Annotated in this window: 21 protein-coding genes, 1 tRNA gene and 2 pseudogenes; 13 read left to right on the top strand and 11 right to left on the bottom strand. The window is 48.9% G+C overall.

Features of this window, described 5'->3' with window-relative positions:
• Positions 1–222: 222 nt before the first annotated feature.
• From AAKU61_RS11480 to AAKU61_RS11495, 4 genes are all read right to left on the bottom strand, one after another.
• The gene (locus AAKU61_RS11480; protein WP_354332328.1) at positions 223–981 is read right to left on the bottom strand and encodes a LytR/AlgR family response regulator transcription factor; all 759 of its coding nucleotides are present in this window, start codon (positions 979–981) and stop codon (positions 223–225) included.
• Positions 982–1038: 57 nt separating this feature from the next.
• Positions 1039–2415, bottom strand: a complete 1377-nt coding sequence (locus AAKU61_RS11485) for a sensor histidine kinase (RefSeq protein WP_354332330.1) — start codon at positions 2413–2415, stop codon at positions 1039–1041.
• Positions 2416–2533: 118 nt separating this feature from the next.
• Complete coding sequence (locus AAKU61_RS11490) at positions 2534–3043, bottom strand: ANTAR domain-containing response regulator (RefSeq protein ID WP_354332332.1); 510 nt, start codon at positions 3041–3043, stop codon at positions 2534–2536.
• A gap of 258 nt (positions 3044–3301) precedes the next feature.
• The gene (locus tag AAKU61_RS11495) at positions 3302–5794 is read right to left on the bottom strand and encodes an alpha/beta hydrolase family protein (protein WP_354332334.1); all 2493 of its coding nucleotides are present in this window, start codon (positions 5792–5794) and stop codon (positions 3302–3304) included.
• 578 nt (positions 5795–6372) lie between these two features.
• Here AAKU61_RS11495 and AAKU61_RS11500 point away from each other — a divergent pair.
• On the top strand, positions 6373–7899 hold the full coding sequence (locus AAKU61_RS11500) for a peptide MFS transporter (RefSeq protein ID WP_323491917.1): 1527 nt from the start codon (positions 6373–6375) through the stop codon (positions 7897–7899).
• An 81-nt stretch (positions 7900–7980) separates the two neighbouring features.
• On the opposite strand, the gene AAKU61_RS11505 is transcribed toward AAKU61_RS11500, so the two are convergent.
• From AAKU61_RS11505 to AAKU61_RS11515, 3 genes are all read right to left on the bottom strand, one after another.
• Entirely contained in the window at positions 7981–8658 is a 678-nt protein-coding gene (locus AAKU61_RS11505) for a hypothetical protein (RefSeq protein WP_354332336.1), read from the bottom strand.
• A gap of 97 nt (positions 8659–8755) precedes the next feature.
• Entirely contained in the window at positions 8756–9931 is a 1176-nt protein-coding gene (locus AAKU61_RS11510) for an acetyl-CoA C-acetyltransferase (RefSeq protein WP_354332338.1), read from the bottom strand.
• 267 nt (positions 9932–10198) lie between these two features.
• Complete coding sequence (locus tag AAKU61_RS11515; RefSeq protein ID WP_322120678.1) at positions 10199–10759, bottom strand: phasin family protein; 561 nt, start codon at positions 10757–10759, stop codon at positions 10199–10201.
• 439 nt (positions 10760–11198) lie between these two features.
• Here AAKU61_RS11515 and AAKU61_RS11520 point away from each other — a divergent pair, with 439 nt between their 5' ends.
• The 3 genes from AAKU61_RS11520 (at position 11199) to AAKU61_RS11530 (ending at position 14403) form a co-directional block, all read left to right on the top strand.
• The gene (locus AAKU61_RS11520; RefSeq protein ID WP_354332340.1) at positions 11199–12320 is read left to right on the top strand and encodes a sensor histidine kinase; all 1122 of its coding nucleotides are present in this window, start codon (positions 11199–11201) and stop codon (positions 12318–12320) included.
• The gene (locus tag AAKU61_RS11525; protein ID WP_354332341.1) at positions 12308–13075 is read left to right on the top strand and encodes a LytR/AlgR family response regulator transcription factor; all 768 of its coding nucleotides are present in this window, start codon (positions 12308–12310) and stop codon (positions 13073–13075) included. The genes AAKU61_RS11520 and AAKU61_RS11525 overlap by 13 nt, the downstream gene beginning before the upstream one ends.
• Positions 13076–13164: 89 nt before the next feature.
• Positions 13165–14403: an acyltransferase family protein gene (locus tag AAKU61_RS11530; protein WP_354332343.1), complete on the top strand. Its 1239-nt coding sequence runs from the start codon at positions 13165–13167 to the stop codon at positions 14401–14403.
• A 199-nt stretch (positions 14404–14602) separates the two neighbouring features.
• On the opposite strand, the gene AAKU61_RS11535 is transcribed toward AAKU61_RS11530, so the two are convergent.
• Positions 14603–15793, bottom strand: coding sequence for a serine hydrolase domain-containing protein (locus AAKU61_RS11535; RefSeq protein ID WP_354332345.1), 1191 nt, complete (start codon positions 15791–15793; stop codon positions 14603–14605).
• A gap of 137 nt (positions 15794–15930) precedes the next feature.
• Here AAKU61_RS11535 and AAKU61_RS11540 point away from each other — a divergent pair, with 137 nt between their 5' ends.
• Positions 15931–17205, top strand: coding sequence for a glycerate kinase type-2 family protein (locus AAKU61_RS11540; protein WP_354332347.1), 1275 nt, complete (start codon positions 15931–15933; stop codon positions 17203–17205).
• Between the two features lie 86 nt (positions 17206–17291).
• Here AAKU61_RS11540 and AAKU61_RS11545 read toward each other — a convergent pair whose 3' ends face one another.
• Positions 17292–18602: a DUF945 family protein gene (locus AAKU61_RS11545; protein WP_354332349.1), complete on the bottom strand. Its 1311-nt coding sequence runs from the start codon at positions 18600–18602 to the stop codon at positions 17292–17294.
• Between the two features lie 196 nt (positions 18603–18798).
• Positions 18799–19359, bottom strand: coding sequence for a c-type cytochrome (locus AAKU61_RS11550; RefSeq protein WP_354332350.1), 561 nt, complete (start codon positions 19357–19359; stop codon positions 18799–18801).
• 661 nt (positions 19360–20020) lie between these two features.
• Between AAKU61_RS11550 and AAKU61_RS11555 the strand changes: the two genes are divergently transcribed.
• The 7 genes and pseudogenes from AAKU61_RS11555 (at position 20021) to AAKU61_RS11585 (ending at position 23721) form a co-directional block, all read left to right on the top strand.
• Positions 20021–20218, top strand: a complete 198-nt coding sequence (locus AAKU61_RS11555; protein ID WP_354332352.1) for a YqaE/Pmp3 family membrane protein — start codon at positions 20021–20023, stop codon at positions 20216–20218.
• A gap of 209 nt (positions 20219–20427) precedes the next feature.
• Positions 20428–20553, top strand: coding sequence for an SDR family NAD(P)-dependent oxidoreductase (locus AAKU61_RS11560; RefSeq protein ID WP_354332354.1), 126 nt, complete (start codon positions 20428–20430; stop codon positions 20551–20553).
• A gap of 162 nt (positions 20554–20715) precedes the next feature.
• Positions 20716–21258 (top strand): annotated as a pseudogene (locus AAKU61_RS11565) (SDR family NAD(P)-dependent oxidoreductase); the annotation flags it as partial.
• A gap of 102 nt (positions 21259–21360) precedes the next feature.
• Entirely contained in the window at positions 21361–21609 is a 249-nt protein-coding gene (locus AAKU61_RS11570; protein WP_354332356.1) for a hypothetical protein, read from the top strand.
• Between the two features lie 64 nt (positions 21610–21673).
• A complete protein-coding gene (locus tag AAKU61_RS11575; RefSeq protein WP_354332358.1) occupies positions 21674–22087 on the top strand; it encodes a helix-turn-helix transcriptional regulator in 414 nt (137 codons plus the stop codon).
• Positions 22088–22246: 159 nt separating this feature from the next.
• Positions 22247–22321, top strand: a tRNA-Arg gene (locus AAKU61_RS11580).
• Positions 22322–22497: 176 nt separating this feature from the next.
• On the top strand, positions 22498–23721 hold the full coding sequence (locus tag AAKU61_RS11585; protein ID WP_354332362.1) for a tyrosine-type recombinase/integrase: 1224 nt from the start codon (positions 22498–22500) through the stop codon (positions 23719–23721).
• 124 nt (positions 23722–23845) lie between these two features.
• On the opposite strand, the pseudogene AAKU61_RS11590 reads toward AAKU61_RS11585, so the two are convergent.
• Positions 23846–24968: pseudogene (locus AAKU61_RS11590) on the bottom strand (IS3 family transposase); the annotation flags it as partial.
• 346 nt (positions 24969–25314) lie between these two features.
• On the opposite strand from AAKU61_RS11590, the gene AAKU61_RS11595 reads away from it, so the two are divergent.
• The coding region (locus AAKU61_RS11595; protein WP_354332360.1) for a type VI secretion system Vgr family protein at positions 25315–26654 on the top strand (1340 nt) is incomplete at its 3' end.

Below are 26654 nucleotides of genomic sequence, written 5' to 3' on the forward strand. Positions count from 1 at the left end.
TCTAATGATATTGGTAAGGTGTGCGATGCGCACCCTATCAATCAATATACTCCCCTTATTTTTTATAGAATATGCCGTATTGTCCAGACTTTATATGGACAATTAATTAATACTCATCGGGAGTATTAATATTAAGTTGCATACCAAATACGCCAAACAATCTTATAGTTTTAGTCGCGTTCAGAAAAATTAAGCGAAATTTAGCAAGGCCAGGTAAAAAAATCACATCGCTTTAAAACGCCATGCATAGGCTTGGCTGACTTTGAGCTTCTCTTTGGAACCGCGCAGTTCTACGGTAAATTTGCCCATCTCATCGCGGTGCGCGCGGGTGATGGCGTCGGCACGGATGACGATGCTGCGGTGGATTTGCCAGAATAATTCTGGGTCCAGACCATCAATAATTTCTTTGAGTGATTTGCGGACGTGCGCCTCGTCCTCGCTGCTGACGACACGGGTGTATTTTTCGTCCGAACTAAAGAACAGGATTTTTTCTACCGGGAACATCTTGATCGTATCGCCCACGCTGGCACTGATCCAACGTATGCGTTCTGCGGCGGGAGTACGCAAGCGCTTGTCCAGTTCTAGCATCAGCTGGCTGATATCTGGCGCAGTTTGTTGGGTGGCGAAGCGTTGTTTTAAACGATCAATCGCTTCTTGCAAACGCAATGGCGAAATCGGTTTGAGCAAATAATCAATCGCACCAGCCGAAAACGCTTCTAAGGCATGGTTATCGTATGCGGTAGTAAACACCGCATGGCAGCGACCTTTGACGGCGTTGGCAACATCGAGGCCGCTCAAGCCCGGCATACGGATATCTAAGAAAGCGATATCGGGTGCATGTTCTTGTATCGCCTCCAACGCATCGGCACCATGTTCGCACTCGGCGAGAATACGCAGCTCCGGCCACTGGTCGGCCAGCATGCGGCGCAACTCTTTGCGGGGTAAATCTTCGTCGTCGGCAATGATGGCGGTGGTGGTCATAATCGTAGTCGTCTATAGAATGATGGCGAGATGTTGAGCGTAGCGAATAGTCAGAATTTATGCGGACAAAGGTAAAACAATACTGGCGATCACGCCACCCTCAGGGCGGGCTTTGATTGTCAGGCTGGCGTGCTTGCCGTACATGGATTGCAAACGCTCCTGAATATTGGCCAGACCAATGCCGCTGCCCGATGTGGTGCCGCCAAAACCGACGCCATTATCGGCGACGGACAATTCTAAATACTCCGCGTCGTCCTCATGCTCTAACACTTTTGCGGTAACCGTAATATGTGCCGGCCCTATCTTTGGTTCTATGCCGTGTTTGATCGCGTTTTCGACCAGAGAGATCAGCATCAGCGGCGGTAAGGCAGCATCGACCACATCCGACTCCACCGAAAAACTCAGGCGTGGAATCCGCGCCTGCATCAAAGACAGATAAGCCCGCACGGCTTCTAGTTGTTTGGATAAGCGTGCCTGCTCAGCGCTGCCGTCGTTACGCATTTGTGGAATAGTCGCCCGTAAATAATCGACTAGATGATCCACAATTGCGGTGGCTCTGCCGGGTTCCGTCAGAATCGCTGAACGCACGCCGGCCAGTGTATTAAACAAAAAGTGCGGTTCCACTTGCGCTACCAAAACCGATAAGCGCAACTCAGCCTCACGACGTGCCTCTTGCTCGCGCCGCAGTTCTTGCAAACGCAAGGCTTCAACCAGACGTTTGCGCTGGCGGAAGAACAGCCACAGATCAACGCCGCCGCCTGCGTAGATCAGAAAACCAGCCGCGGTTAAATTTCCCACAATATCGCCTGCCATGATGGTGGATGAATTGCTGATCCGATCGCTGCTATCTTTTGGTTTGCCAGTAGTTGCACCAGCCGCACCAGCCGCCGCACCATCGCTTACGCCAGCAGAAAAAGCAGAAGATGTACTTGCAGGTTTATTTTTCGGATGCTCTTTGTCGGTATCTATTTTTGCGTTGGCATCGAGGTAAATGGTGATGTTTCCATCGCCATAGGCAACATATTTTGTCGCGTAGCGTGTGCCATTAAAGACGCCGTAGCTGAAAGCAGCGCCCAACAACAAGGCAAGAATTAATAGGACTACCTCTTTTCTCTCTCGGTAGTTGCGTTGCCTGACCCAGACCGCGGCTAAAGTACCGACCAGATGCAAGCTAAAAAAACTAATCGTAATTGGTATTGCGGCTGTTAAAAATTTGCGCATATCTGAATTGATCATTAAGCCAATCAGAGCGCAAAACAGTAAGGTAGGGATTAACACGCCGAAGCAAGCTTGCATGCGGTAGCGATACCAGGTGCGGGAAAAAACCGGATAGTTACGGGCGCGGGTCAACCAGGTATCACTTTGCAGCGAGACTTCTGACGGCAGCGGTTGGTCTATTTGTCGCTGATGTAAAGCGGATGGAGTTGGTGTCATGGCAGATCCTTACGTAGTGACTGCACTGTAAGGTTAACCCAGAAAAATGGGGAAGAATGCGACAAAACGGGTTTCAGCCGGATGAGTTAGTACTGGGCTGTGACGAACGCGACAGGCGCTATCCCTTTTTTGCACTATCTTGAGAGTCCGCATTAGGAACAGGACTAGTAACAGAACTAGTAACGGCGTCAGAAGCAGCGTTGGACGCAGTATCGGAAGCAATATCGACAGCAGCATCAGTTGGCTTGCTAGCTTGTTGCTTAGCGATCCGGATAATCGTATTGCGGATCGATGCCAGTACCGCGACTGAGTTAAATGGCTTCACAATAAAGCCTTGCACGCCGCGTTCTTGCGCTGCTTGCAAGGTCGGCGCATCAATTTTTGCTGACACCAAAAAAATTAAGGCTTTTGGTAATTCTGACCGCAAGGTATCGAGCAGAGTTAAGCCTTCTTGATTGGTTTCGCCAATATCAACGCAGACGATTTGTGGTTTGAGTTTGACTATCCGCGCTAACACCGCCGGACTGGTATTGCCGTCCCCCACGATTTCGTGGCCGCCAGTGGTCAATACGGAACTGAGCAAGTTGCGCGCAACTGCCTGGTTATCGAGGATGACGGCTTTTAACATAAAGAGTTTTAGCTTAGATGAGGGAGTAGAAGTAGCATAAATGAAAACCTCTGCTTTGTGCCAAGAGAATATTGCTGATATATATTGCCGTCAAATATTTCTTCTTCATACTAGATAGGAGTACCATAATTCTAAGCCCTATCGTCCATACTTTATTTGGACAACTGACTATAAATTATAGATACTCCCCGATAATGCTATATTTCGCCTGGGACTGCATCTCGGCTAAAGCATTTTTAGACGCTCCCGGGCGTGGGCCTAATTGGACTTGGCGTTCTTCACATACTTATCCAGCCATTGATCCTGCTCATATAACATTTGCAAAATCGATTCGCGGGCGCGATAAGCGTGGCTCTCGTTTGGCAGCGTCACCAATTTAGTCACTGCGCCCAGACCTTGCAATGCCTGATACATGCGCTCACTTTGTATCGGGAATGTACCCGGATTATTGTCCTGCTCGCCATGGATAAACAGAATAGGGTCTTTGATCTGGTCTGCAAAATTAAATGGTGCCATCGCCTGATAGACCTCTTTCGCATCCCAGAAATTGCGGTCTTCGGATTGGAAACCAAATGGCGTTAGGCTACGGTTGTAAGCGCCAGAACGCGCAATCCCGGCGCGGAACAGTCGGGTATGCGCCAGCAAATTCGCGGTCATAAATGCACCGTAGCTATGGCCGCCAATCGCAATCTTGCTGCGATCTGCCACACCCAGACGCACGACTTCATCCACAGCGGCCTCGGCATCCATCTTCAGTTGCGGCAGGTAGGTATCGTTCGGCTCTTGTTTGCCTTCGCCTACAATCGGCATCGCCGGATGATCCAGTACGGTGTAGCCGCGTGCCAGCATGACCTGCGGCCCCCAATAGCTAATCCGGTTGAACTTGTAAGGAGAATCCTTGACCTGCCCCGCCGCTGCCGCAGATTTAAATTCCTCCGGATATGCCCACATCAGCATTGGTCGCGGACCGTCGCGTTTAGCATCGTAGCCAGGCGGTAAATACAGCGTCGCAGACAATGCTACGCCATCGGCACGCTTGTAGTTGATCTGCTGTTTTTGCACCCCTTTAAATTGCGGTGTCGGGTGCGAAAACTGCGTCAATGCGCGTGGTTCGGCAGTCGTGCTCAGATCGCGCAGATAAAAATTTGGCCGCTCGTCGGCGCTTTCGCGGCTAGTAATTAGATGTTTGCCAGCGTCGTCTAATACGGTCAGCACTTGTTCATAAAACGGTGCGGCAGAGCGCCATAAGCGAGTGGTTTTTTTGCTCGTTAAATCAAAGGCATCCAAAAAGGGACGATCACCTTCAGGGCTGGCACCGGTACCCAGCAAGAACAAGGTGTTGCCGTCAGCTGCAGTGCGTAAGACCGAGCGGCCAAAATCGTTAATGCGTTTGGACGGATTGCCGGGGTCGGCATAACGGTCTTCGGATTTGTACGAGAAGATCAGCTCAGGTTTTGTTTGCTCTGCCTGTCCTGGCTGGATGCGCCAGACGTGCACATCGCGGGTCTTCCACCAATACTCGGTGACCAGCGCCAGATCATCGCGCCCCCATTCCACATCGGCAAAACGGCTTGCAAGATCTAGTAATTTTTTTGGAGCGCTTTCAGGATTTGTCCCGTCGAATGGTGCCGCTTGCTGAAAAACCGTATCGCGTACCGCAGCCTCTTTATTCGGATCACCATCATCTTGCGCTTCCGCCCAATATAAGGTCGCTGGTTTATCACTACGCCAGCCATAGTCGCGCGGTCCGGTTGCTACCGCATCATTGCCCGGCGGCAGACGGTCACGCAATGGACGCTCCGTCATCGTTTTTAGCTTCTTGCCTTGCATATCCCACATTTCTACCAATTGCGGAAAGCGGGAAATCGGCAACATATTGGAATACGGACGGCGCAATTGCGTCGCCAGGATGTATTTACCATCGGGTGATGGTTGCGCGGCTAGCAAAGTCGTGGCGACGCCGATGCGTTGCAGCTCGCCTTTGGTCGTGACGATAGCGAGCTGGCTTTGCAATTGCCAATCCAGCATATCGGCGTCGGCAGGAGATTTCAACATGTCGGGATAAGTCCGGTTTTGTGTGACCTTACCGCCCAAACTTTCTTGAACATTCGGCCCCGTTGGCGCAGTAGGTGCGACAGGTGCTGCAGCTTGCTTGAGCGGATTGACCCGCACTAGCAGTTTTTGCGGCGTATTTGGCGTTGATAAGGATAAGCCACTTAGCCAAGTAAAACCACCACCGGCAACTGCATTTAAGGGTTCTTTAATCAGGCGATGCGCGCTGGCTTTTTCTACATCCAGCAACCAGAGTTCCACACCACTATCGCTCCAGCGGCTAAAGGCAATCCAGCGTTCGTCTGCTGACCAGGCAGTATCCGCAATCCGCGGATTAGTAGGCAAGCCAGTAACATTACGGGTTTTGCCCGTCGCCACGTCGAGCAGCGACATACCGTCACCAAATTCAAACCGGCTGGCAGCACGCATTTTGCTATTAATACGCAAACCTGCCAGCTTAAGCTCGGGTTGCGCCACATCGGCGATAGACGGCAAACCAGGCAAACTCACCAGCAAGGCCACTTTACGCTGCGGTCCCATTTGGAGAGATGGCCCACGCGGGGCGTCGACTACAGCTTGCAATTCAGCCGCAGGCATTTGATAAGTATTGTTCACGGCAGGACTTTCGGCAGCGCTGACAGCAGACATCATAGTCAGACTCATCAGCGAGGCAAAGATTTTGATCGGTGTAGTACGCATGATGCCCTTAAATAAAACGACTGATTCAAAAAAGATCGTACAAAGGAGGCGAGAACAAAAAAATCAGTCAGGAAATTGTCTGTAGATTTTTTCTGTTGTGATCAATGACGATTGATTATGCCGTCAGCCCTATCGCTATGCAATCTCAGAGATTGATAGCATCTTAAGAAAATGACCGCTGCTGAAGTAATAGTGACATAAAAGAGTGTCGCAAATAGCGCGCCATTAAGCGTCTAGCGCTGACAGTTGACCAAAACAGAAATGACACATAAAACAACGCCAGACGAATTGATTTATACAAAATACCGAAAAAAATAATGTCTATCTTCAATTTCAGCAAACAAATATCGGTTCTGGCATTAGCCAGACTTTGCCAGACTAGGCACATGGTAAGCTAGCCGCCGAATTGATACCATTCGCTTAAAAAATAAGCAAACCAGGGCCAGCAGATATTTGTCAGGGTTAAACAATATTGAGTGACGGTAGCATGCGAGCTTACTCCCAATCGCATTGAGCAAAATTCAAAAAAGAGCAGGACAAAATCCCTTTTTATCCAAAAACTGATTACGGAGAGTCATTTGAACAAAATTCAAAATCCTGGGGCACACACTATTTTGGGACATCCAGATAGTTTGTTCGTGCTGTTTTTTACAGAAATGTGGGAGCGTTTTTCTTACTATGGCATGCGCGCTTTGCTGGTGCTGTTTTTAGTCACCGAGATTGCCAAAGGCGGCTGGGGCTGGACTCGCGCTGATGCGACGTCGCTGTACGGCTGGTACACAGGCCTAGTGTACTTAACACCGATCTTAGGCGGCTATATTGCAGACAAAATACTCGGCAGTCGTAGAGCGGTAGTGTTAGGTGGCTTCATTATCGCGGCCGGACATGCTTGCTTACTGTTTGATACACCCACCATGTTTTATACGGGTTTAGGCTTAGTTGTTGCCGGTACTGGTTTGTTCAAACCGAATATTTCTGCCATCGTTGGTCAGTTGTATACCAAGGACAATGAGAGTGGTCGCGACGGTGGCTATACCTTGTTCTATATGGGCGTCAATTCTGGTGCTTTCTTCGGTATTTTGTTGTGCGGCTATATCGGTGAAAAAATTTCCTGGCCTTTAGGTTTTGGTCTGGCAGGTGCTTTCATGTTGTTAGGCGCTGTACAGTTTTATTTTGCCCAAGGTATTTTTGGCGAAATCGGTCTCTCTAAATCACAACAAACCAGCACGGTCGTGCATGAAGAAGCGGCACCTCATATTGTCGCTGATCGTTTAAAAGCGATTTGTGTGTTCTCTTTCTTCACCATCTTCTTCTGGTTCGCGTTTGAGCAATCCGGCGGTTCTATGACCATTTTTGCAGCCGACTATACTGATCGTTCTTTGATCGGCGCAAGTGGAATGGTTTTCAAAATCATTAATAGTCTGCTTACCGTTATCCCGACCTTGATTTTGTCCTGGTTACTAGTGAAATTATTTGGTGGCACGGCAAAGAAATATCTGATGTCCAATATGCTGCTGGTAGTTTGTATGGCATTGATCTGGTCGCTCGTGATCTGGATGTTGTCTCGTGAATTCTCGCTCGATCAATCGAGTGTTCCAGCGACCTGGTTTGGCGTTTTAAATTCGTTTTTCATCGTTATTCTGGCACCGATGTTTTCTAAAATATGGGAAAAATATTGGAATCCAAGCGGTCCGGTGAAGTTTGGCGTTGGCTTGGTCTTGCTGGGTTTAGGGTTTGCCGCACTGTCTTATGGCTCGGCCAGTATTCCTGCAGGTGCAAAAACAGCCTCTGTCAGTATGGTTTTCTTAATCGTTGCTTACTTGTTTCATACAATGGGCGAGCTCTGTATTTCTCCGGTCGGACTGTCTTACATCAGCAAACTGGCACCACCGCGCTTACTGGGTTTGATGTTTGGCGTCTGGTACCTGAATACTGCAATCGCGAATAAGCTGGCAGGCGTTACCGGAAGTTATATTGATCATATTTCTGAGACTTACTCGCTGTCGACTTTCTTCCTGATATTCACGATCATTCCTATCACTGCTGGATTGGTATTTATGAGTTTGAATAAATGGATGCGTGCAAAAATGCATGGTATTGAGTAAATCGTACTAAATAGTTGTACCGTCCAATAAAAAAATCCCGCGAAATTTGCGGGATTTTTTTATATCTTTGTAGCGTAAGTGCTAATCCTCCGCCATCCAAAAAAATACGGTCGTGAGCCGTTTGTCGTGGTCTTCGCTACCGAAGTAAGCAGTCGCGCTGTGCACCAGATTAGCTTTGTATAAGACCATACGGTTATAAATATTTTTCAGGCGACAATCTTCTTGCCATGCTTGTGGCGGTAAAAATCGTACCTTGAGCGCATCGAGTAAATTGCGATGTGGTGGAGGGCAAATATTCCCGCTTAAAGTACCATCGGGATAACGTAGGCGGAAGATACTGGTACCTGCATCCTCGGGCGCATTCGGTGTCAGATAAATGACGGCGGCGTATCTGCAAAAGACGCGACTATCGGTATGAGGCCGTGCACCGCTTTCAGTCGCTCCGACCATTTGCCCAACATTGTGATCCAGCTTTTGCCCATCCGGTGCGGTGGTCACCCAAATTTTATCTTTACCCGTTACCGTTTTAACCCATTGCTCTATCGGTGCCATTTCTTCTGCAGTCAAGGCATCATGCACACGCTTACCTGGCCAAGTTTCTTTGCTATGTGGGAAACCTAGTTGCCAGTCATGGCGCGTCAAAATTCGCTGGCGTACTGCATCTGGATCAGGCAAGGCATTATCGAGTATCCAGAAGTCGGTTCCCTTTTGCAGGGGGACATACGGTAATGACGGGCGCGATGGGTAATTAATCAGCATTGCACAGGCTCTCCAGACAAAGTAAAAAGCGGATGCAATGATTGATTTGCATCCGCTGACGAACATCAGAACTTCTAATGCATGGTGCTGATATCGACTACCGTTCTATCGCCAGCGCCACGCCCATGCCGCCACCGATACACAAACTGGCTAGTCCTTTCTTGGCGTCGCGTCGTATCATTTCGTGGATCAGGCTGACCAAAATACGGCAACCGGATGCACCGATAGGATGGCCAATCGCAATCGCGCCTCCATTGACGTTGATCTTGCTGGTATCCCAGCCCATTTCCTTATTGACGCCAATTGCTTGTGCGGCGAAGGCTTCGTTGATTTCCATCAAATCCAGATCTTGATGATTCCAACCTGCTTTGTGCAAACATAATTGGGCAGCGGGCACCGGTCCCATACCCATGATGCTTGGGTCAATACCGGCAGAGGAATAGGCCTTAATACGTGCCAATACCGGCAAACCCAGTTCTTCAGCCTTACGTGCCGACATCATGATGACCGCTGCTGCGCCGTCATTCAAACCAGAGGCATTACCTGCGGTTACTGTGCCATCTTTGGTAAAAGCCGGGCGTAAGCTGGAGAGCGATTCCAGCGTAGTACCGTGCTTGATGAACTCATCGCTATCAAATACGGTCGTGCCTTTTTTGCTGGCGATTTCAAAGGGCAGAATCTCATCTACAAACTTACCGGCTTTTTGTGCCGCTTCTGCTTTGTTTTGTGAAGCCAGTGCAAACTCATCTTGCTCCAGACGCGTTACGCCGAATTTTTTAGCCACGTTTTCAGCAGTGATACCCATGTGATATTGGTTGTACACGTCCCATAAACCATCGACGATCATGGTATCGACTAATTTAGCATCACCCATGCGAAAACCGTCGCGGGAACCGTTGAGAACATGGGGCGAAGCACTCATATTCTCTTGACCGCCAGCGATGATGATATCGGCATCCCCAGCTTTGATGGATTGCGCGGCAAGATGCGTCGCCTTAAGACCGCTACCGCAGACTTTGTTGATCGTAAATGCCGGTACCATATTTGGCAAACCCGCTTTGATCACTGCCTGACGCGCCGCATTTTGGCCTACGCCTGCGGTTAATACCTGGCCTAAAATAACTTCATTGATCAGTTCCGCACTCAAACCAGTTTTGGCCAGTAAACCTCGGATGACATGTGCACCAAGATCAGAAGCGGCAATTTTTGCTAATGAACCACCAAATTTACCTACTGCGGTGCGACCGGCAGCAACGATGACGACGTCTTGCATGTGAATCTCCTCGGTGAATGCTCATGGGTGAGCTTGGAATGATGGGCATTTTTTAAATCCCCTTGTTATTTTCCATTTTAATCCTTACCGTTCAGGATCGCCTAATATCGTTTGATGCAGAGGCGGTATTAGCAAGTAGATTAAAAAGCAGATTAAAACTGGGCGAAAAAAATGGGCTCATCGTTTCCGAGAGCCCATTTTTAAAACCGTGTTGCCTGATGCGTTGCAGCTGATGTTTCAGCTAAGCACTGCAAGTACCATCAAGTATTACTTCTTGCTTTTAGTCGTTTTTTCAGCAGCTTGTGTAAATTGCTGAGTGGCATTTGCCAAGTTTTCTTCCAGAGTCTGAACAGCTTGCTTGCTAGTTTTAGACAATTGCTCGTAACCTGCATTGATATTGCCGATGACGGATTTCAATGCTGTTACTGCTTGCTCGGAACCTGCGGGTGCATTTTTAGTGACTTCGTCGATCAAAGCAACGACTTTAGTATTTGTTTCAGCGATATGTGCTTCTACTGCTTTAGTAAATTCAGCTTGAGTAGCAGAAGTGATGGATGCCAGATGACGGCCATATGCCAATGCTTTTTCTGCACTAGGTTGTGCTTGAGCAGCTGCCAGAGCCATAAATTCTTTTGGATCTTTAGTACCAACTAATTGCTTAGCAGTTGCAGTGCCTTCTTCCAAAGTCGCTTTAGCAGCGCTGACGTTCAAAGCAAAAATTTGCTCTAAGCCTTCAAATGCTTTTTTGTTCAAAGCGGTCAAAGAAGCGAATTGCGCTTCCATAGAAGTTTTAGTAGCAGCGATAAATTGTTCTGGTGTTGTGAACATGGTGTTCTCCTGGAAAGATAAAAGTGAGTATTCTTAAGTATTCGTGACTATTAGTAAGTATCCGAATGCGGAATTTGACAGCGCTTTCCATCTCATTTACCTGAATGGTGCACCGCAACAATTCTTATTGTACGCCTTTAATTTATCGGGTCAAGTATTTTTTTGTGCGCTGCAGCAAAATACTTGTAAGGACTTGTTTCTGCCGTTCGTTCTTCATTTATATGAAAAATTGATCATTTTTGCAATGGCACTTTCTCAATGTCGCAGAATATGCTCATTACCAGAATGTTGACAAATTTGCCTGATGATTAGTTCCTCTGCTACGGTGGAGTCACATCGCATGTTTTGACAGACAGGACAGAATCGGCAATCATCGGCGCTTTAGCGCGGCAGTCTGGCAGTCTTTTTTACATCGATTAACGTAACCAAGTACAAACGTATGCATTCCACCCGCAGCAAAATCACTGTCGTCATGGCATGGCTGTTGTTTACTTTGCTCATGGTCTCGGTTGCCGTACAGGACTTCCAGCGCGACGGCGGCAGGCTACTCTGGCAGCCGATCTTGTGGGAAAGTTCGTCTGCAATCACCGGTCTATTTATCTGGCTCACACAAAGGCGCCTGACAAAACCGTATGACTACTTGCTGGCAACGCCGTGGCGCTGGTTTGCGCTGCAAATTTTGTGCTTGCCATTGCAATGGATCTGTTTTGTACCGATCACATTTGGCATACGACATGCGGTGTATGCACTCATGGGTATGCCTTACTATCACCGGGCCTGGCCAGAATTATTTTTATATGAATCGATCAAGCTCTCGATATTTTTGAGTATGTTTATGGTGATTTTGTTTGGCCTGCTGTCTTACTTTGAGCTGGTCAAACAAAAACTACACGCCGAACAATCGAATGCCTTGTTACGGCAAGCGCAGTTGCAAAGAATGACGCAGCAGATGCAGCCGCATTTTTTATTTAATGCGCTCAATACGATTTCTTCCCTGATGCACACCGATGTCGAAAAAGCCGATGCCACGCTAATTCAGCTAGCTGATGTTCTGCGCGCCACCTTAGAGGTCAGCGAGCAGCATGAAGCGCCGCTCGCCACCGAGTTGCGCCTGGTGCGAGGTTATGCCAGCGTCATGGCAGAGCGCTATGCTGATCGAGTGACATTGGACTGGCAAATCGATCCCGACACTTTGACCTGCACCATGCCAGTCATGAGCCTGCAGCCGCTGCTGGAAAACATCTTTAAGCATACGGTCGAGCAGTGTCGCCAAACTACGCATATCCAGATCAGCGCAAAGCGTGAGAGGGATCAGACAGGTGAAGTGGACGACAGCGGCAAATCCGATATGCTAGTCCTGCGGCTGAGAGATGATCAGGGCAAGCTTCAGACCAAAGATGCAGACTCTGACGGCCATTCCGGCATAGGTCTGCGCAACATCCGCGAACGCCTTGCTTTGCAATACGGTGACGACACTGCAAGCCTCAGGCTTACTCAGCTCAGTCCCGCTGGTGTTCTGGCAGAAATGCGTTTGCCCTGGAGAACCGCATGCGCGTCCTGATTGTCGATGATGAACGTCCCGCACGCGACAAGCTGCGCCGCCTGTTGTCGCAAGAACCGGATATCAGCGCGATGGAAGAAGCGCGGGATGCAATTGAGGCTTTACAAACAATGGCGGAGTTCAAACCGGATGTCGCTTTCTTCGATATCCAAATGCCAGAAGTCAGCGGACTGGAACTGGCCGCATCACTGCCCAATCATCTTGATGGCCCTGCACCGCTGATCGTCTTCGTGACTGCCTATGACCAATATGCGATCCAGGCGTTTGACGCCAATGCGATTGACTATTTGCTGAAGCCGTTTGATCAGAGCCGTTTGCAACGCGCGCTGGAGCGAGTACGGGCTAGGTTTAAAGACCGCAGCCAGACGCCAACCTTGCCAGCGAAGGTGCCAGTGGCTGGCACTGGTCATGCGATCCAGCAGCTATTAATTACCGAGCGTGGCGTTACCCGCGTCGTCCGTGTTGAACATATCGAGTGGATAGAAACTGCCGACAATTATGTGGTGCTGCACACTGCCGGCGAGCATCCCCTAATGCGCCAGACCTTAAGCGGATTAGTGGATCAGCTTGGCGCACAATTTATCCGCTGTCATCGTCGTGCAGCGGTGCAGTTGAGTTGGATAGACAGCATCGTTACTCTAGATAAAGGCGATTGCGAACTGGTATTACGAGGCGGCGCACGAGTACCTTGCAGTCGCCAATATCGGGCGGAAGTGATGGAAAAATTGCAGACAATTCCGACTCGCCCCGGCTAAATCCCATCTCGCCACATTCCGCTGGCCTCTGTCTGTGCATCGATTTAATCTGAAATTGTTCAATCTAAACAACTTCAGAGATCGCTGCCATGAACCCATACGCTGACAATACTAATATCAATGCTCGCCTATATTTTTTGGACTGGGTACGTATTTTTGCCTTCATGCTATTGATCGTGTATCACACCGGCATGTATTACGTGACTTGGGGTTTTCATATCAAAAGTGCTTTCGCCAGTGACGCGATAGAGCCGCTGATGATGCTGTCATCGCCATGGCGGCTGAGTTTGCTGTTTATGATTTCTGGTGTCGCGTCGGCCTTCATGCTGAAAAAGCTTAGCGCAACACAATTCATGCGCCAGCGCAGCAGCCGTCTGTTGATACCGCTGTTATTCGGCATGCTGGTGATCGTACCGCCACAATCGTATTTTGAAGTCGTGGAAAAAGTCGCCTACCAAGGCAGCTATTTCGACTTTATGCAGCTGTATTTAAAGGCCTACCACGGCTTTTGCGACAAAGACGGCTGCCTCCGCCTGCCGACCTGGAATCATCTTTGGTTTGTCAGTTATCTCTGGGTGTACAGCGTCGTGCTCGGTTGTTTGATACTCGCCTTGGGCAAACGCTTTAACACTATCTCTGACTGGCTGGCGAATTTACTGACGGGCTGGAAGATCATTGCTCTGCCCGTGGCTATTTTTGCGATCAAACGTATCTGCCTGTTTAGTCGTTTTCCGCAAACCCATGCACTGGTGGATGACTGGTACAACCACGCCAACTATTTTGTGCTGTTTTTAATGGGCGCGCTGTTAGCAACGCAAGCGAACTTCTGGGCACGGCTTAATCCGCAACGTTGGCTCAATCTGGGTATCGCCATCACATGCTGGGGTTCGCTGATTGTGTATTACGCCATGGGCGAGACAGTGATACCAGCGTCGCAGGTCGAATTTTGGCGTCACTTGCAACGTGTGGTGTATGCCTTGTGCCAATGGAGCGCCATCCTCGCAGTCTGCGGCTTTGCCCATCGCCACCTGCAATTTGACAGCAGCCAGCGACGTTATCTGACGCAAGCGGTGTTCCCTGTGTATATCGTGCACCAAACACTGATCATCGTGATGGCACATTATTTCAAACCAGCTAAACTCACGCCAGCGATCGAAGGTCCGATTTTGATTTTACTCACCTTGACGATCAGCTTTGGGATCTTTGAAATAGTACGTCGGGTTGCGCTGTTACGGCCTTTGTTTGGGATAGCGAAAGTCAAAGACGACGTGTCATTAAGGCAAGATGCGGCAATCAATCCCCCTGCCCATCTCAACATCGCAGCCTAAACAAATTAAACAAATACAGAAAAACTCCCCATTAAATGTCAAAATAAGGGGAGTATCATCAATAATTAACTTAATTGTCCAGAGAATGATTGGACGTTAAAAATTACTCCATCCTAGTATATGTTTAACCTCGGGGCATGGAAAGGCGGCTTTTCCTGACTTTCCATGCACCTCGACGATATCAGCAAAAACCGCCAATCTAAACCGCACCAACCGCCTGATACGCCAGGCGTTTGAATTCAAATGAAAACGGATGCCAGAAGCTCATCTGCTTTTGCGCCATCAGCACGCCAGCCAGGTTGTTCTTGGGGGAAATCCACCAATGCGTTCCCGCGATGCCGCCCCACTCAAATTCACCGGTAGAGGCCGATGGATCGATGGACGATGGCACCAAGGTCACGGCACCACCCAGCCCGAAACCTTTGCCCGGGATGTTACCCACACCCGGAAAAGCGATGCCCGTACCGTCTGGTAAATGATTGCGCATCATCAGGGCGATGGTCTCGGGTTGTAGTAGCTGAAAACCACCAGGCAGCAATCCGCGCAGCAGCGCGATCATGTCGTGCAAGCTGGACACCAGACCGCCGCCGCCAGACAAACGCGGCACCGGCGTGACGAAAGCACCGGGGTAGGGAGATTTTTCCAGCCGCTTCAGTCCACGTTGCAGAATATTACTGGGATCGCTGCCAGCGTAATACGCCGTTAGCCGAGTCTGCTTCTCGCCGGTGACCCAAAAACTGGTGTCATGCATGCCAAGCGGATCAAAAATATGCGCCTTCAAATACACATCAAAAGGGACTCCACTGACGACTTCGACCAGGCGCGACAAGACATCCGTAGCAATCGAATATTCCCATTGTGTGCCAGGATGGAAGGTCAACGGCAGCTCTTCCAGCACATCAATCAGGGTGGATAAAGGCGCGGCCGCATTCAATACTTTGCGTTCTACATACGCTTTGTAAATCATGCTGCCGTGATCCAGCAGGCCATAACTCAAGCCCGAGGTATGTGTCAGTAACTGGCGGATGGTGATAGAAGACCGGGCGGGTTCGGTATCATCCAAACTGGTCGCGCCGGGTTTGAGTACGCGGCGCTTGGCCAGTTGCGGTAAGTACTGCTCAATCGGGTCGTCGAGCTGCAGTTTTCCCGCTTCCATCAACTGTAAAACCGTAATCGAAGTCACCAGTTTGCTATTAGAAAAAATACGGAATAAATGATCTTCACGCAAAGCGATACCGTTCTCTTTGTCTGCCCAGCCAGCACAATGCACATCGACCAGGTCGCGCCCGACCAGCACCGCAGTGGACACGCCCGCCAGAATCTCTTTATCAACATAGCGCTGCATGGCATGATGGACGGAACTAAAATCGTAATTACTCTGGTTTATCATCGTTGTATTGTGCAAAGGGTTAAAAGCGCTATCCTACTTTAATTAGGACTTACGCAAAACTGCCCTAGTTCTGGTGCGGCTCCTTGCTGGGACAATTGTGAGTAAGCCCTGTTAATCTCATTTTTTAAAGACCTGTGATGACAATCTCCGATCCGCACGCTTTTTTACGTTCCTTGTATCAGACTGCGGTAGATGCCGTCAGTGCAGAGAAATGTCTGCCAGCTTTTCTGCCGCCACCACCCAAAGGACGCACGATTGTGATCGGTGCGGGTAAAGGTGCAGCAGCCATGGCCAAGGTGGTTGAGCAACATTGGCGAGGAAATACGGATCAACTCACCGGCCTTGTAGTAACCCGATATGGGCATGGTGCAACCTGCAAAAAAATCGAAGTAATCGAGGCAGCACATCCGGTACCAGACGCTGCAGGTCAGCAAGCTGCCGCTCGTATATTGCAAATGGTGCAGGGATTAACAGCAGATGATCTGGTGCTATGTCTGATCTCTGGCGGCGGATCATCTTTGCTCGCGCTACCAGCCGCTAGTATCACGCTGGAGCAAAAGCAGGCAATCAATAAAGCACTGCTGAAAAGCGGCGCGAGCATCGGTGAGATGAACTGCGTCCGTAAGCATTTGTCTGCGATCAAAGGTGGTCGGCTGGGATTGGCTTGCGCACCAGCAAAAGTGGTGACGCTACTGATATCCGATGTTCCGGGTGACGAAGCTGGTGTGATTGCCAGCGGCCCGACCTTGCCAGACGCGACCACCTGCGAGCAATCATTAGCCATTTTGCGCAAATACGCGATCACTATTCCGGCAAATATCGAGCAGCATTTGTTATCTGGTGCAGGTGAGACGCCAAAACCGGACAATCCCATTTTTCAACAACATCAGCATCACATCATCGCCACCGCCCAACATGCATTGGATGCCGCAGCAAGCGCAGCGCGTGCTGCTGGGATTAATGCCTATATTTTGTCTGATGGAATAGAAGGCGAAGCACGCGATATTGGCATGATGCATGCAGCGCTGGCAAAACAGATTGCAAACAAAGATCAACCATTCAGCAAACCCTGTGTGATCTTGTCAGGTGGTGAGACGACCGTCACTGTGCGTGGTAAAGGGCGCGGCGGGCGCAATGCAGAATTTTTACTCAGCCTGGTAAAAACGCTGGACGGACACCCCGGGATTTATGCGCTGGCATGTGACACCGATGGCATTGACGGCTCGGAAGATAATGCCGGAGCGATCTGCACACCAGATACGATACAGCGCGCACAAGGCTTAGGGCTGCGGCCTGCGGTACTCTTGGATGACAATGACGGCTATGGATTTTTTTCCGCTTTAGGCGATTTAATTGTGAGCGGGCCAACGCTGACAAATGTCAACGATTTCCGGGCAATGCTGATAGTGTAATACTGATAAAAAAACAGCGCGTTGATCAAGCCGGTCTCCCTTGATGATCACGCGCTATTTTTAAAACCAATGCAGAAACTGACAGCTTATTTTTTTGTACTAGCTTTTGGCGATGGTGAAAACACCGGATTGCCGTTGACCAGCAATTTGCCATCAGCAAAATCGATTTTGCTGCGCAGAGTCTGATCGTCCACAACAATCAATTTTTGCGCGCGCAAATTTTCTATGGTCTGAGTCAACAGTAAGTTCGCAGTCTGATTGACGGCATCTTCGCTTACGACCTGGCCTTTTTCTGCTTTTTGCTCAAGAGACCTGCGGGCAACGAGCTTAGAAATCTCTTCGGCCAGTCCCATCGGCATTTCCATATCAAAGTGCGCTACCAGCTTATCTTTGAGCTTCTCGAAAGAGGAAAAATCAGCTTGTTTCGTATTATTCAAACTGACTTTTCCGGTCACTAAGGCTTTAAAGCCGTGATACACCACTGATAATTCCTGGATATCCAAAGAGCTCAGCGGAGTGATGATTTTTGAACCCGCTTTTTTCATCGCTGCCATGACTTCAGCGTTGCGTTTAGCATCTGGTAATTTACGTGTTTCTAATTTTTCCATGTCCTTTTTCAGGTTAGACATGGTGAGTTCGTCCAGATTATTCAGCTTGATCCCAAAGCGGATAGGACCAATTTCATCTTTATCCCATTTGACTGACTGCAGAGCCAGCTGATAGTCGATATCAACAAATTTCTCACGCTGTTGAATATCAAATGTGGCAGTAAAGTCTTTTGCTGCGCCGTGTACAGCGTTAGTTGCGTCGCTAACATCGATCGTCGCGATTTTGACGCTAGCCTTACCCAGCCAGCCGCCATGTGTGCTGACGGATTGCGCGCCCTGGTAGCTGATGTCGTCAGCCCTGACCGTCAAACCACCTTTATCTGCGATGCTGAACCAAGGCATATTTGCGGTAATGTCGACTTGGCGAAAGCTATCATCGAAACTACTGTTACTTGTAATCGGCGCCCACTGAAAAGTGGAGTTCATTACTGGATCAGCGTAGTTCAAGGCATCGACCAGCACGGACAGATCAATTTTTCCGTCTGCACGTAACTTGGCATCTATATGTACCGGTTTTTCTGTACCAAATACTTTGAATAATTTTTGTTTAGTCGATGGCGAAAAATCGAAGGCATTGTATTTACTCACCAAGGCGCTTGCAGGGAGATGTTGCGGGCGCAGGCTGCGCAATTCAGTGGTAACTGCCTCAAACACTTGCCACATTGCAGAGTCGGGAAGGTTTTTTGTCAGGTTGGATGGCGCAGCTTGGGGTTTTACAGCTATAGGAGCGACGGTGGCTGGTTTTTCATCTGCGTGAATAGGAAATGCACACAGCAGAGTGGCTGCCATAGTGGCAAGGGCAAAAGTTTTTTTCACTGGAAGTCCGGATCGGATCAAAAAGATGGATCAAAAAAATGCAAGAACGTCTTCTTGCGTGAGATCAGAATTGTAATATGTTAATTGTAAAATTAACAAATAATCTTAGTGAAGATGTATGAAAAAAGCCAGTCATGAGACTGGCTTTTAGATGATGTGCAACTACAGTTTATTTAGCAGATGCCTCTGCAGAAGCTGCTGCAGCGGCAGCGACTTTCACTTCAGGTTCCTTAAACTTGGCACCACCGGCATTTGCCATGTGAACTACAGCGCGGGCAACTTCAACATCGTCCAGATCAGGATTGCCGCCTTTGGCTGGCATACCGCGGATACCTGCAATCGCGTGTGATACCAACGTATCGTAACCTTGAGAAATACGTGCAGACCACGCACCTGCGTCGCCAAATTTTGGTGAACCCGCAGCACCGGTATCGTGGCAGGCAGAGCACACTGCTTTATAGACAACCTCGCCGGATTGCAATACTTTAGGTGCGTTAGCGTCTTTGAATGTGAAGCCTTCATCAGCGATTGGGCTGATACGAGCGGCAATGGCTTCTGGTGTTTGTGCATCAGAACCTGTACCGATTTTGCTATCGGTGGTCACAAATTTGACTAGCAGAACGATGATGATGATGGGTACCAGAAAGCTGGCAGCAATCGCAACTATCAGTTGTTTTGGAGTCTTGATCGCTGATTCGTGGTCGTCGTGCGGGTCGTGTGCGTTGCTCATGGAGTCCTCGTGGCAATTTATTTATAGTTGAATCTGGGCGCTGCAAACGAGCTTATTGTGTTGCTAAGCTCATCAAACCTGTGATTATAGGTGAAAGCTTGCGGTTTGGAATGAAAAACCCACGCATTAATGACCAGAAACCCACAAGAACCCGTTCATAGGCGCATAAAAATCACGAGACAGCAAACCCAATCTCAATAAATTTGCTGCCATTGTCATTGAAACTGGATGAAAAAGCTTCAAACCCCAATGACACAGAAGTTCGGAGAAACAAAGCAACAATCAAGGCAGGGAAAAGTGTTGATTCGCTATTCTCTTGTTTTCTCTCTCTGCCTCGGTGTCACCTTAGTGAGGGGGGGCAGATTTTTGTGTAAGTTCTAATATTTGTAAAAATTATTTAGCTATACTCCCCTGCTTTTATCTAAAAATCGCTACATAGACCAGCAATTACCTGGACAATTAAATATACATAGTGGGAGTATATTATATTCATCCATAATGGATTGCTGATAATTTGCGTAAGTCCTGTAATTAAACTATGGTAGCGTTTGAATAACTTTGTCGAAACTCTTGTTGATAGCCAATGTGGATGGCCGCAGAGAAGACGAGTTCTAAATTTACCCAGCCTGTTTTATTAATCTACTGATTTGAAGGTACCTGAATGCGCTTACTCATTGCTTTGATATTTCCTTGGTTAACTTTCTTCACGATTGGTCGTCCTGTTGCGGGCATCATTTGTTTGATTTTACAAATCACGATTCTTGGCTGGATTCCGGCAACCATCTGGGCCGTGTATGCGCTGAGCCAATACAAAACCGATCAAAAAATTGAAAAAGCATTGGGACAAAGACGTAATTAAGTTTTAATGCAGAGTTGGGTACGAAGCTGAATACGAACCCTATTCCAAGCATAAATGGCACGAAATGGCACACTTTGGCACGATCTGCTTGTACATTGGCGTCAATAGCTAGTGTGCCAGCCGCATCGCCATGCAATAATTTTTTCCACCGTTCACAGAGCTAAGCAGGAAGAAGCAGGACGAAACAAGACGAAACCGAACGGAATTTTTTGGAGAAAATTGACATAAACAAGACCATTTTAATTACCGGTGCGAGCAGTGGGATTGGTAAGGCAACTGCGAAGCACTTTCAGGCCAAAGGCTGGAATATCATCGCGACCATGCGACATCCCTAGCATGAGAAGGAGCTATCTGCCCTTGAGAACGTGCTGGTCACGCAACTGGACGTGCTAGACAGCGCGTCGGTAGAGCAAGCAGTTTCAGGCGGGATTCAAGGTTTCGGACAGATTGATGTTCTGCTGAGTAATGCTGGCTAAGGAGCCTATGGACCGCTTGAGGCGTTTGATATGGATAGTATTCGGCGCCAGTTCGACACCAATGTAATTGGTCTGCTGGCAGTGACCACCGCGATACTGCCTCACATGCGCAGCAGGCGATCTGGCACCATTGTCAATATCTCGTCCATCGGCGGTAAGATGACATTTCCGCTGGGCACCCTTTACCACGGCACCAAATTCGCCGTTGAGGGTTTGTCCGAAGCTTTGCATTACGAGTTGGAATGTTTTGGCGTCAAGATGAAGATCGTTGAACCCCGCGTGATCAAAACGGACTTTGGTGGCCGCTCATTTGATTTCCACAACGACGAGTCCTTAGCTGAATATCAACCCACCGTAAAACGCCTGTTCGATTCTTTTGCTCCGTCTGCCCAACATGCCTCGGCACCTGAGGTCGTCGCTGATGTTATTTATAGCGCAGTCACCGATGGCAGCAGCCAGCTTCGCTACACTGCGGGTGAAGACGCACGGCAAATGATCGCGGGTCGTAAGACACAGGACGACGATACCTTTATCGGCGGGCTTAAGGCTCAGATGGGTTTTTGAAATAGCTTGGATGAAGATTCTTTTGGAGCCTCTATTAAACTTGATGAATCTTCATCAAGCCACCCAAGCAGCGGCATTCTGCGAGCAAATTAGAACACCAAGATGAAATACGCCACTCAGTTCATCGTCCAGCCAACGTGGAGGTTGTTGATTGCCGATATGGGACTCAATCCTGTTGAAGTTCTGAAGCGTGCGGAATTGCCGGGCGACTTGTTTGCATGCAAGGACGCTAGCGTAACGCTTGCCCAATATTTTAATTTGTGGCGCGCGCTGGAGGAATCTGCTGACGCAATTGCCCGAGCGCAGCGCCCCATACGAAGTATATTTCGGGCGGCCAATACGACAAGCTGACGTCAACCACATTGTATTTTCTGCCCGGGATGCTAGCCGTCCGTTTTTGACCGAGAACGATGCCATGTGGTTATTTTTTGAGCCGGGTTTGAGGCGCAGGCATTCTGATTTGGATAAGTCATCCAGTGTGCGACAGCGAGTCAAAAGCGCTCTGCTGGAGATGCTGCCAAGCGGATTAAGTGCAATTGAGGATACCGCCAGCCGGCTGGCGATGAGCAAGCGTACGTTACAAAGACATCTCAGCGACGAGTCGGTGAGCTATCAGGAAGTGCTGACAGAAACGCGCCAAGAACTAGCGCAACATTACCTCGCCCGCTCAACCATCTCGCCGAACGAAATTGTCTATCTATTGGGATTTCACGACGGCAATTCATTCATCCGTGCGTTTAAGTGTTGGACGGGAATGACCTCTGGATCGTACCGAAAATTACAGGGAAACCTAGACCCTTTGGCACCAACGTTGCCTTGTGATATCTGACGTAAGATCAAAGTTTAAGGCGAAGCTGCTGATCTTATTGATAATGAGTTTGCATGGATCAATAGTATTTAATTTCTCTCCAGATTAAATTAAATCACTTTCTTTTATACATATTGAAACCCTAACGGCTACAATAGCGCTCTGCAAATATTTGTGCACGTGACCGTCTTCCAACGGATAGGATGCTAGCCTCCGAAGCTGGCGATACAGGTTCGATTCCTGTCGGTCGCACCACTGCACTGTCTAACCCAATGTTATCAAGTCCAAAAATCAGCCTGCTCTATAGCTGCTCAGACTAATTCTTGTCCAACCCAATCCATTACAGTATTATCAGATACCAACAAAATCATGGTACTTCTGTTGGTACTTATAAAAAGCAGAAACTCAGGTACCAACAAATGGGGTGCGGTATGGCATTAACAGACACATTTATTCGGCAAGCAAAACATGACGGTAAGCCTGCAGGCAACAAATTCACCGATGGGCAAGGACTTTTTTTGCTGGTTAAGAGTTCGGGAAAATATTGGCGATTAAATTACCGATTCAACGACAAGCAAAAAACATTAGCGTTAGGCGTATATCCAGCGGTTTCTCTTGCCAAAGCGAGAAAGCGACGTGAAGCTGCAAGGGAGTTGATAGCTGACGGCATTGATCCTGCACAAGCCAAACGGGACGATAAACAAGCGCGTGCAGATTCAGCCGCAAATACCTTTGAGGCTGTCGCACGGACATGGCTTAAAAAAACAGCAACAAATCGCGTCGAAAGTACTCAAGGAAAATTAACCACTTGGTTGGAAAAAGATATTTTTCCTTACATTGGCAGCAAACCTATTATTGAGATTGGACCGCGTGATGTACTGGCAGCCGTACAAAAAATGGAGGCGCGAGGTGCCATTGAGACAGCGCATCGAATAAAACAAATATGTGGTCAAGTGTTCAGATATGCCGTTGCAACTGGATCGGCAGAGCGCGATGTAACTTCGGACTTAAAGGGCGCTTTGGCTTCTGTTCCCAAAACAAACTATGCGGCCATTACCGAACCCAAGCAGGCAGCTGACTTGATGCGATCAATTCACGGCTACAGCGGACACCCCTACGCCACAGCTGCATTAAAATTATCTCCCTTGTTATTTGTACGACCTGGGGAACCCCGTGCGGCAGAATGGGTGGAATTTGATCTTGATGCTGCGGAATGGCGCATACCCGCCGAAAAAATGAAAATGAAAACCCAGCACATGGTGCCATTATCATTACAGTCGTTAGCAATATTGCGTGAATTACACCGTATTACTGGTCATGGTAAGTTTGTATTTCCCAGCATTCGCACCAGTGAACGCTCCATGAGTGAGAACACTATCAATGCCGCATTGCGTAGTATGGGTTACAGCAAGGAAGTAATGACAGGGCACGGGTTTCGAGCAATGGCACGCACTATCATGGATGAGGTGCTAGGAGAGCGCGTTGATCTAATTGAACATCAGTTAGCACATGCAGTTAAAGATCCAAATGGCCGCGCCTATAATCGTACTGCACATTTACCAGCAAGACGGGAGATGATGCAACGTTGGGCAGATTATTTAGACAAACTGCGCGTTGGTGCTGAAGTTATCCCGTTACGTTCTGGAACGATCTAGTTCAGCACGCTCAACCGACCACAAAAATACCGGAAATTGGTTGTGGCAGTTGTGAAACCTCATGACAACAAATTTATGTTAACCGGCGCACTGGTACGGGGGGCGGATATTTTATTGGACTGATTTACGTTGTTAAACCTAGGCGCTCTCGGTATTCGATCGGGCTGAGATAACCAAGAGACATCTTAATACGTTTTTCGTTGTACCAGCGAATATAGGTATCAAGCGCTTCAATGAATTGTGCAATTGTGGTCGAACGCCAATCGCGCGGATAGAACATTTCAGTCTTCAGCCGTCCGAAGAAGCCCTCACAGGCGGCATTGTCAGGTGAGCATCCTTTGCGCGACATCGAACGAATCAGCTTTGCGTTGTGTATCCGTGAGAGCCAACCAGGCCAGCGATAGTGGGCACCACGACCAGAGTGAACGACAGGCCGGTCTCCGCCGTTGGCTACCCGCTCGATGGCTGCATCTAACATCGTGTTCACCAGATTGGCATCCGGACGGGTGCAGATAGTCCAACTGATAACCAAGCCATCAAAGCAATCGATCATGGGCGATCGATACACTTTCCCAGCCGGGATCTGGAACTCCGTGATATCGGTCAGCCATTTCTCATTTGGGGTAGCAGCCTGGAAGTCCCGGTTGATGAGATTCTCTGGCGCTGGACTGATTTCTCCCAGTTAAGATCCATACCGACGCCTTCTGTTAGCGGTGACGCCCCAATGTTCCTGCTTAATCAAACGTTGTACGACTTTCTCAGAGATAAACATCTGGCGCAGGCCAAGTGATGCACGCATTCGCCTGTAACCGTAACGCTGGTGATTGCTCTGGAAGATGTCGGTGATGGCAACACGCACATCAGCATACTTGTCAGCGCCCCTCAGTTGGACCCGATGATAAAAGGTGGCGCTACGAGGTAGGCCAAGTTCTGCAAATAGCTCCGAGAGCGCATAGGTGTGCTTTAGGGCGTCAACCAGCAGTGTCTTCTCCCTGCTACTCAGGCGCTGCGGGGCGACGCCCAGTCCTTTTTTTTAACAGTTCATTGGCCTTCTTTAATAGATCATGTTCCAGTTGTAATCGCCGGATGTCCCGTTGAAGCGAATCGACTTGCTTTTGTAGGTCTGTCAGTTCTGCCTTGTCTGGAACTCGTTCTGAATCGATAGGTGCTTTCATGGATGTGGGGGCCTCACGACCAAGTAATTGATTCTTCCAGTGATACAACGTCGGCTTGCATACGGCTACTTTTGAGCAATTTCTTGTGAAATTATTATCCTGGTTCACAGATCAATGACTGCCACATTCTTGAACGCTGTTTGACACGCAATCGGTTTAACGTCACCAATGAGTCAGTTTGTGTTTGACTTGTTGACTAAGTTGGAGAGTAGGACGCCATTTATTACCTGGATGGCGTCTTACCCAGACACCCTAAAAAAATTACACCAACAAACGATAGACAAATAAATAATTAAGTATTAAAATAATAACTTATTTATTTGTCAATTAAATCGAAGTAGTTAACTCATTCTTAATTGTTCGCCGCTCGCCCCGCCCCGATACTGACCATCGTTAAACCAAGCTCAGAAAGTCCCTGATGACTCCCACCTTAGACGCCGCTCTCAACACGATCTTCGGAAGTCGTCAAACCAATCGCCTCCTGCGTCTCTCCTTTCCTAAAAACGATGGCCCCAAGGCGCTCATGGTCGTCAATCGGCTAGAGGCAACAGAAGCGGTCTCACGCGATTTTAAATATACCGTCGAAGTCATTTCCAATGACGCCACCATTGCGCTCAAAGACATCCAAGGCAAGATGGTCACGGTAGAGCTTATCCGAGAAGATGGCAGTCAACGGTTTTTTAATGGATATGTGTTCGAGTTTCGCCTAGTCAAAGCCGATGGCGGCAATGTCTATTACGAGATGGTGTTGCTACCCTGGTTAGCCTACACCCGCTTACGTCGTGACAACTACCTCTTTCACGGTAAAACGCTCCTAGACCAAACCGAAGACATCTTCGGCGACTACCCGGTCAGAGACAGCGAACTACGCATCAGCAATGACCCCGCCTTTACAGACGCCATGCAGTTTGACGAAACCGACTACAACTACTTGCATCGTCGCTGGGAACAACAAGGCTGGTACTACTGGTACGAACACCGCGCCGATGGCCACACCCTCATCCTCGCAGACGACTCCACACAAGCCGCCCCCATTGACGGCTTCGCCGCAGAAATCCCCTTCCAACGCGCCGCAGGCTCACAAGAAGACGACGCCATTGGTGACTGGACCCCGGTAAGACGCATCGTCCCAGGTAGTGTCGTACTCACCAGTTTTGACTTTAAAAATCCCACCCCCCAACACGCCAGCTTGCCCACCAGCAACCAGCAAGGCGATGTACTCGATCTCGAAGTCTACGAATACAGCGGTAGCTATGGCTTCAACAGCGCTGCCGATGGCAGTCAACAGTCACGCCTGCGGATGGAAGAAATCGAAGCTAGCGGCAAACACTTTGAAGCCACTGGTAATGACCGTACCGCCCAACCAGGACGCTGGTTCCGACTCACCCACCACTTCGATACCGAAGTCCTTGGCAGTGATGACAATGCCGACACCTTCCTCATCCTAGAAGTACGCCACAGCGCCACCAATAACTACCAGATGGACACCGGTACCCCATCGCATTATCAAAACCACCTCAGCTGCATCCGTAAAATCGTTCCCTACCGCCCAGGGCGCGGCTACAACAGCACTGAACCCAAAATTGATGGCCTGCAAACTGCCTTAGTCACCGGTCCTGCCGGAGAAGAAATTCACACTGACGAATACGGCAGGGTACGCGTGCAGTTCCACTGGGATCGCATTGGCCGCTATGATGAAAAAAGCTCCGCCTGGATCCGGGTTGCCAGCGCCTGGTCAGGCAGCAACTTTGGCATGAC

It is taken from the genome of Undibacterium sp. GrIS 1.2, from assembly GCF_040544435.1.
Lineage (GTDB): Bacteria > Pseudomonadota > Gammaproteobacteria > Burkholderiales > Burkholderiaceae_D > Undibacterium.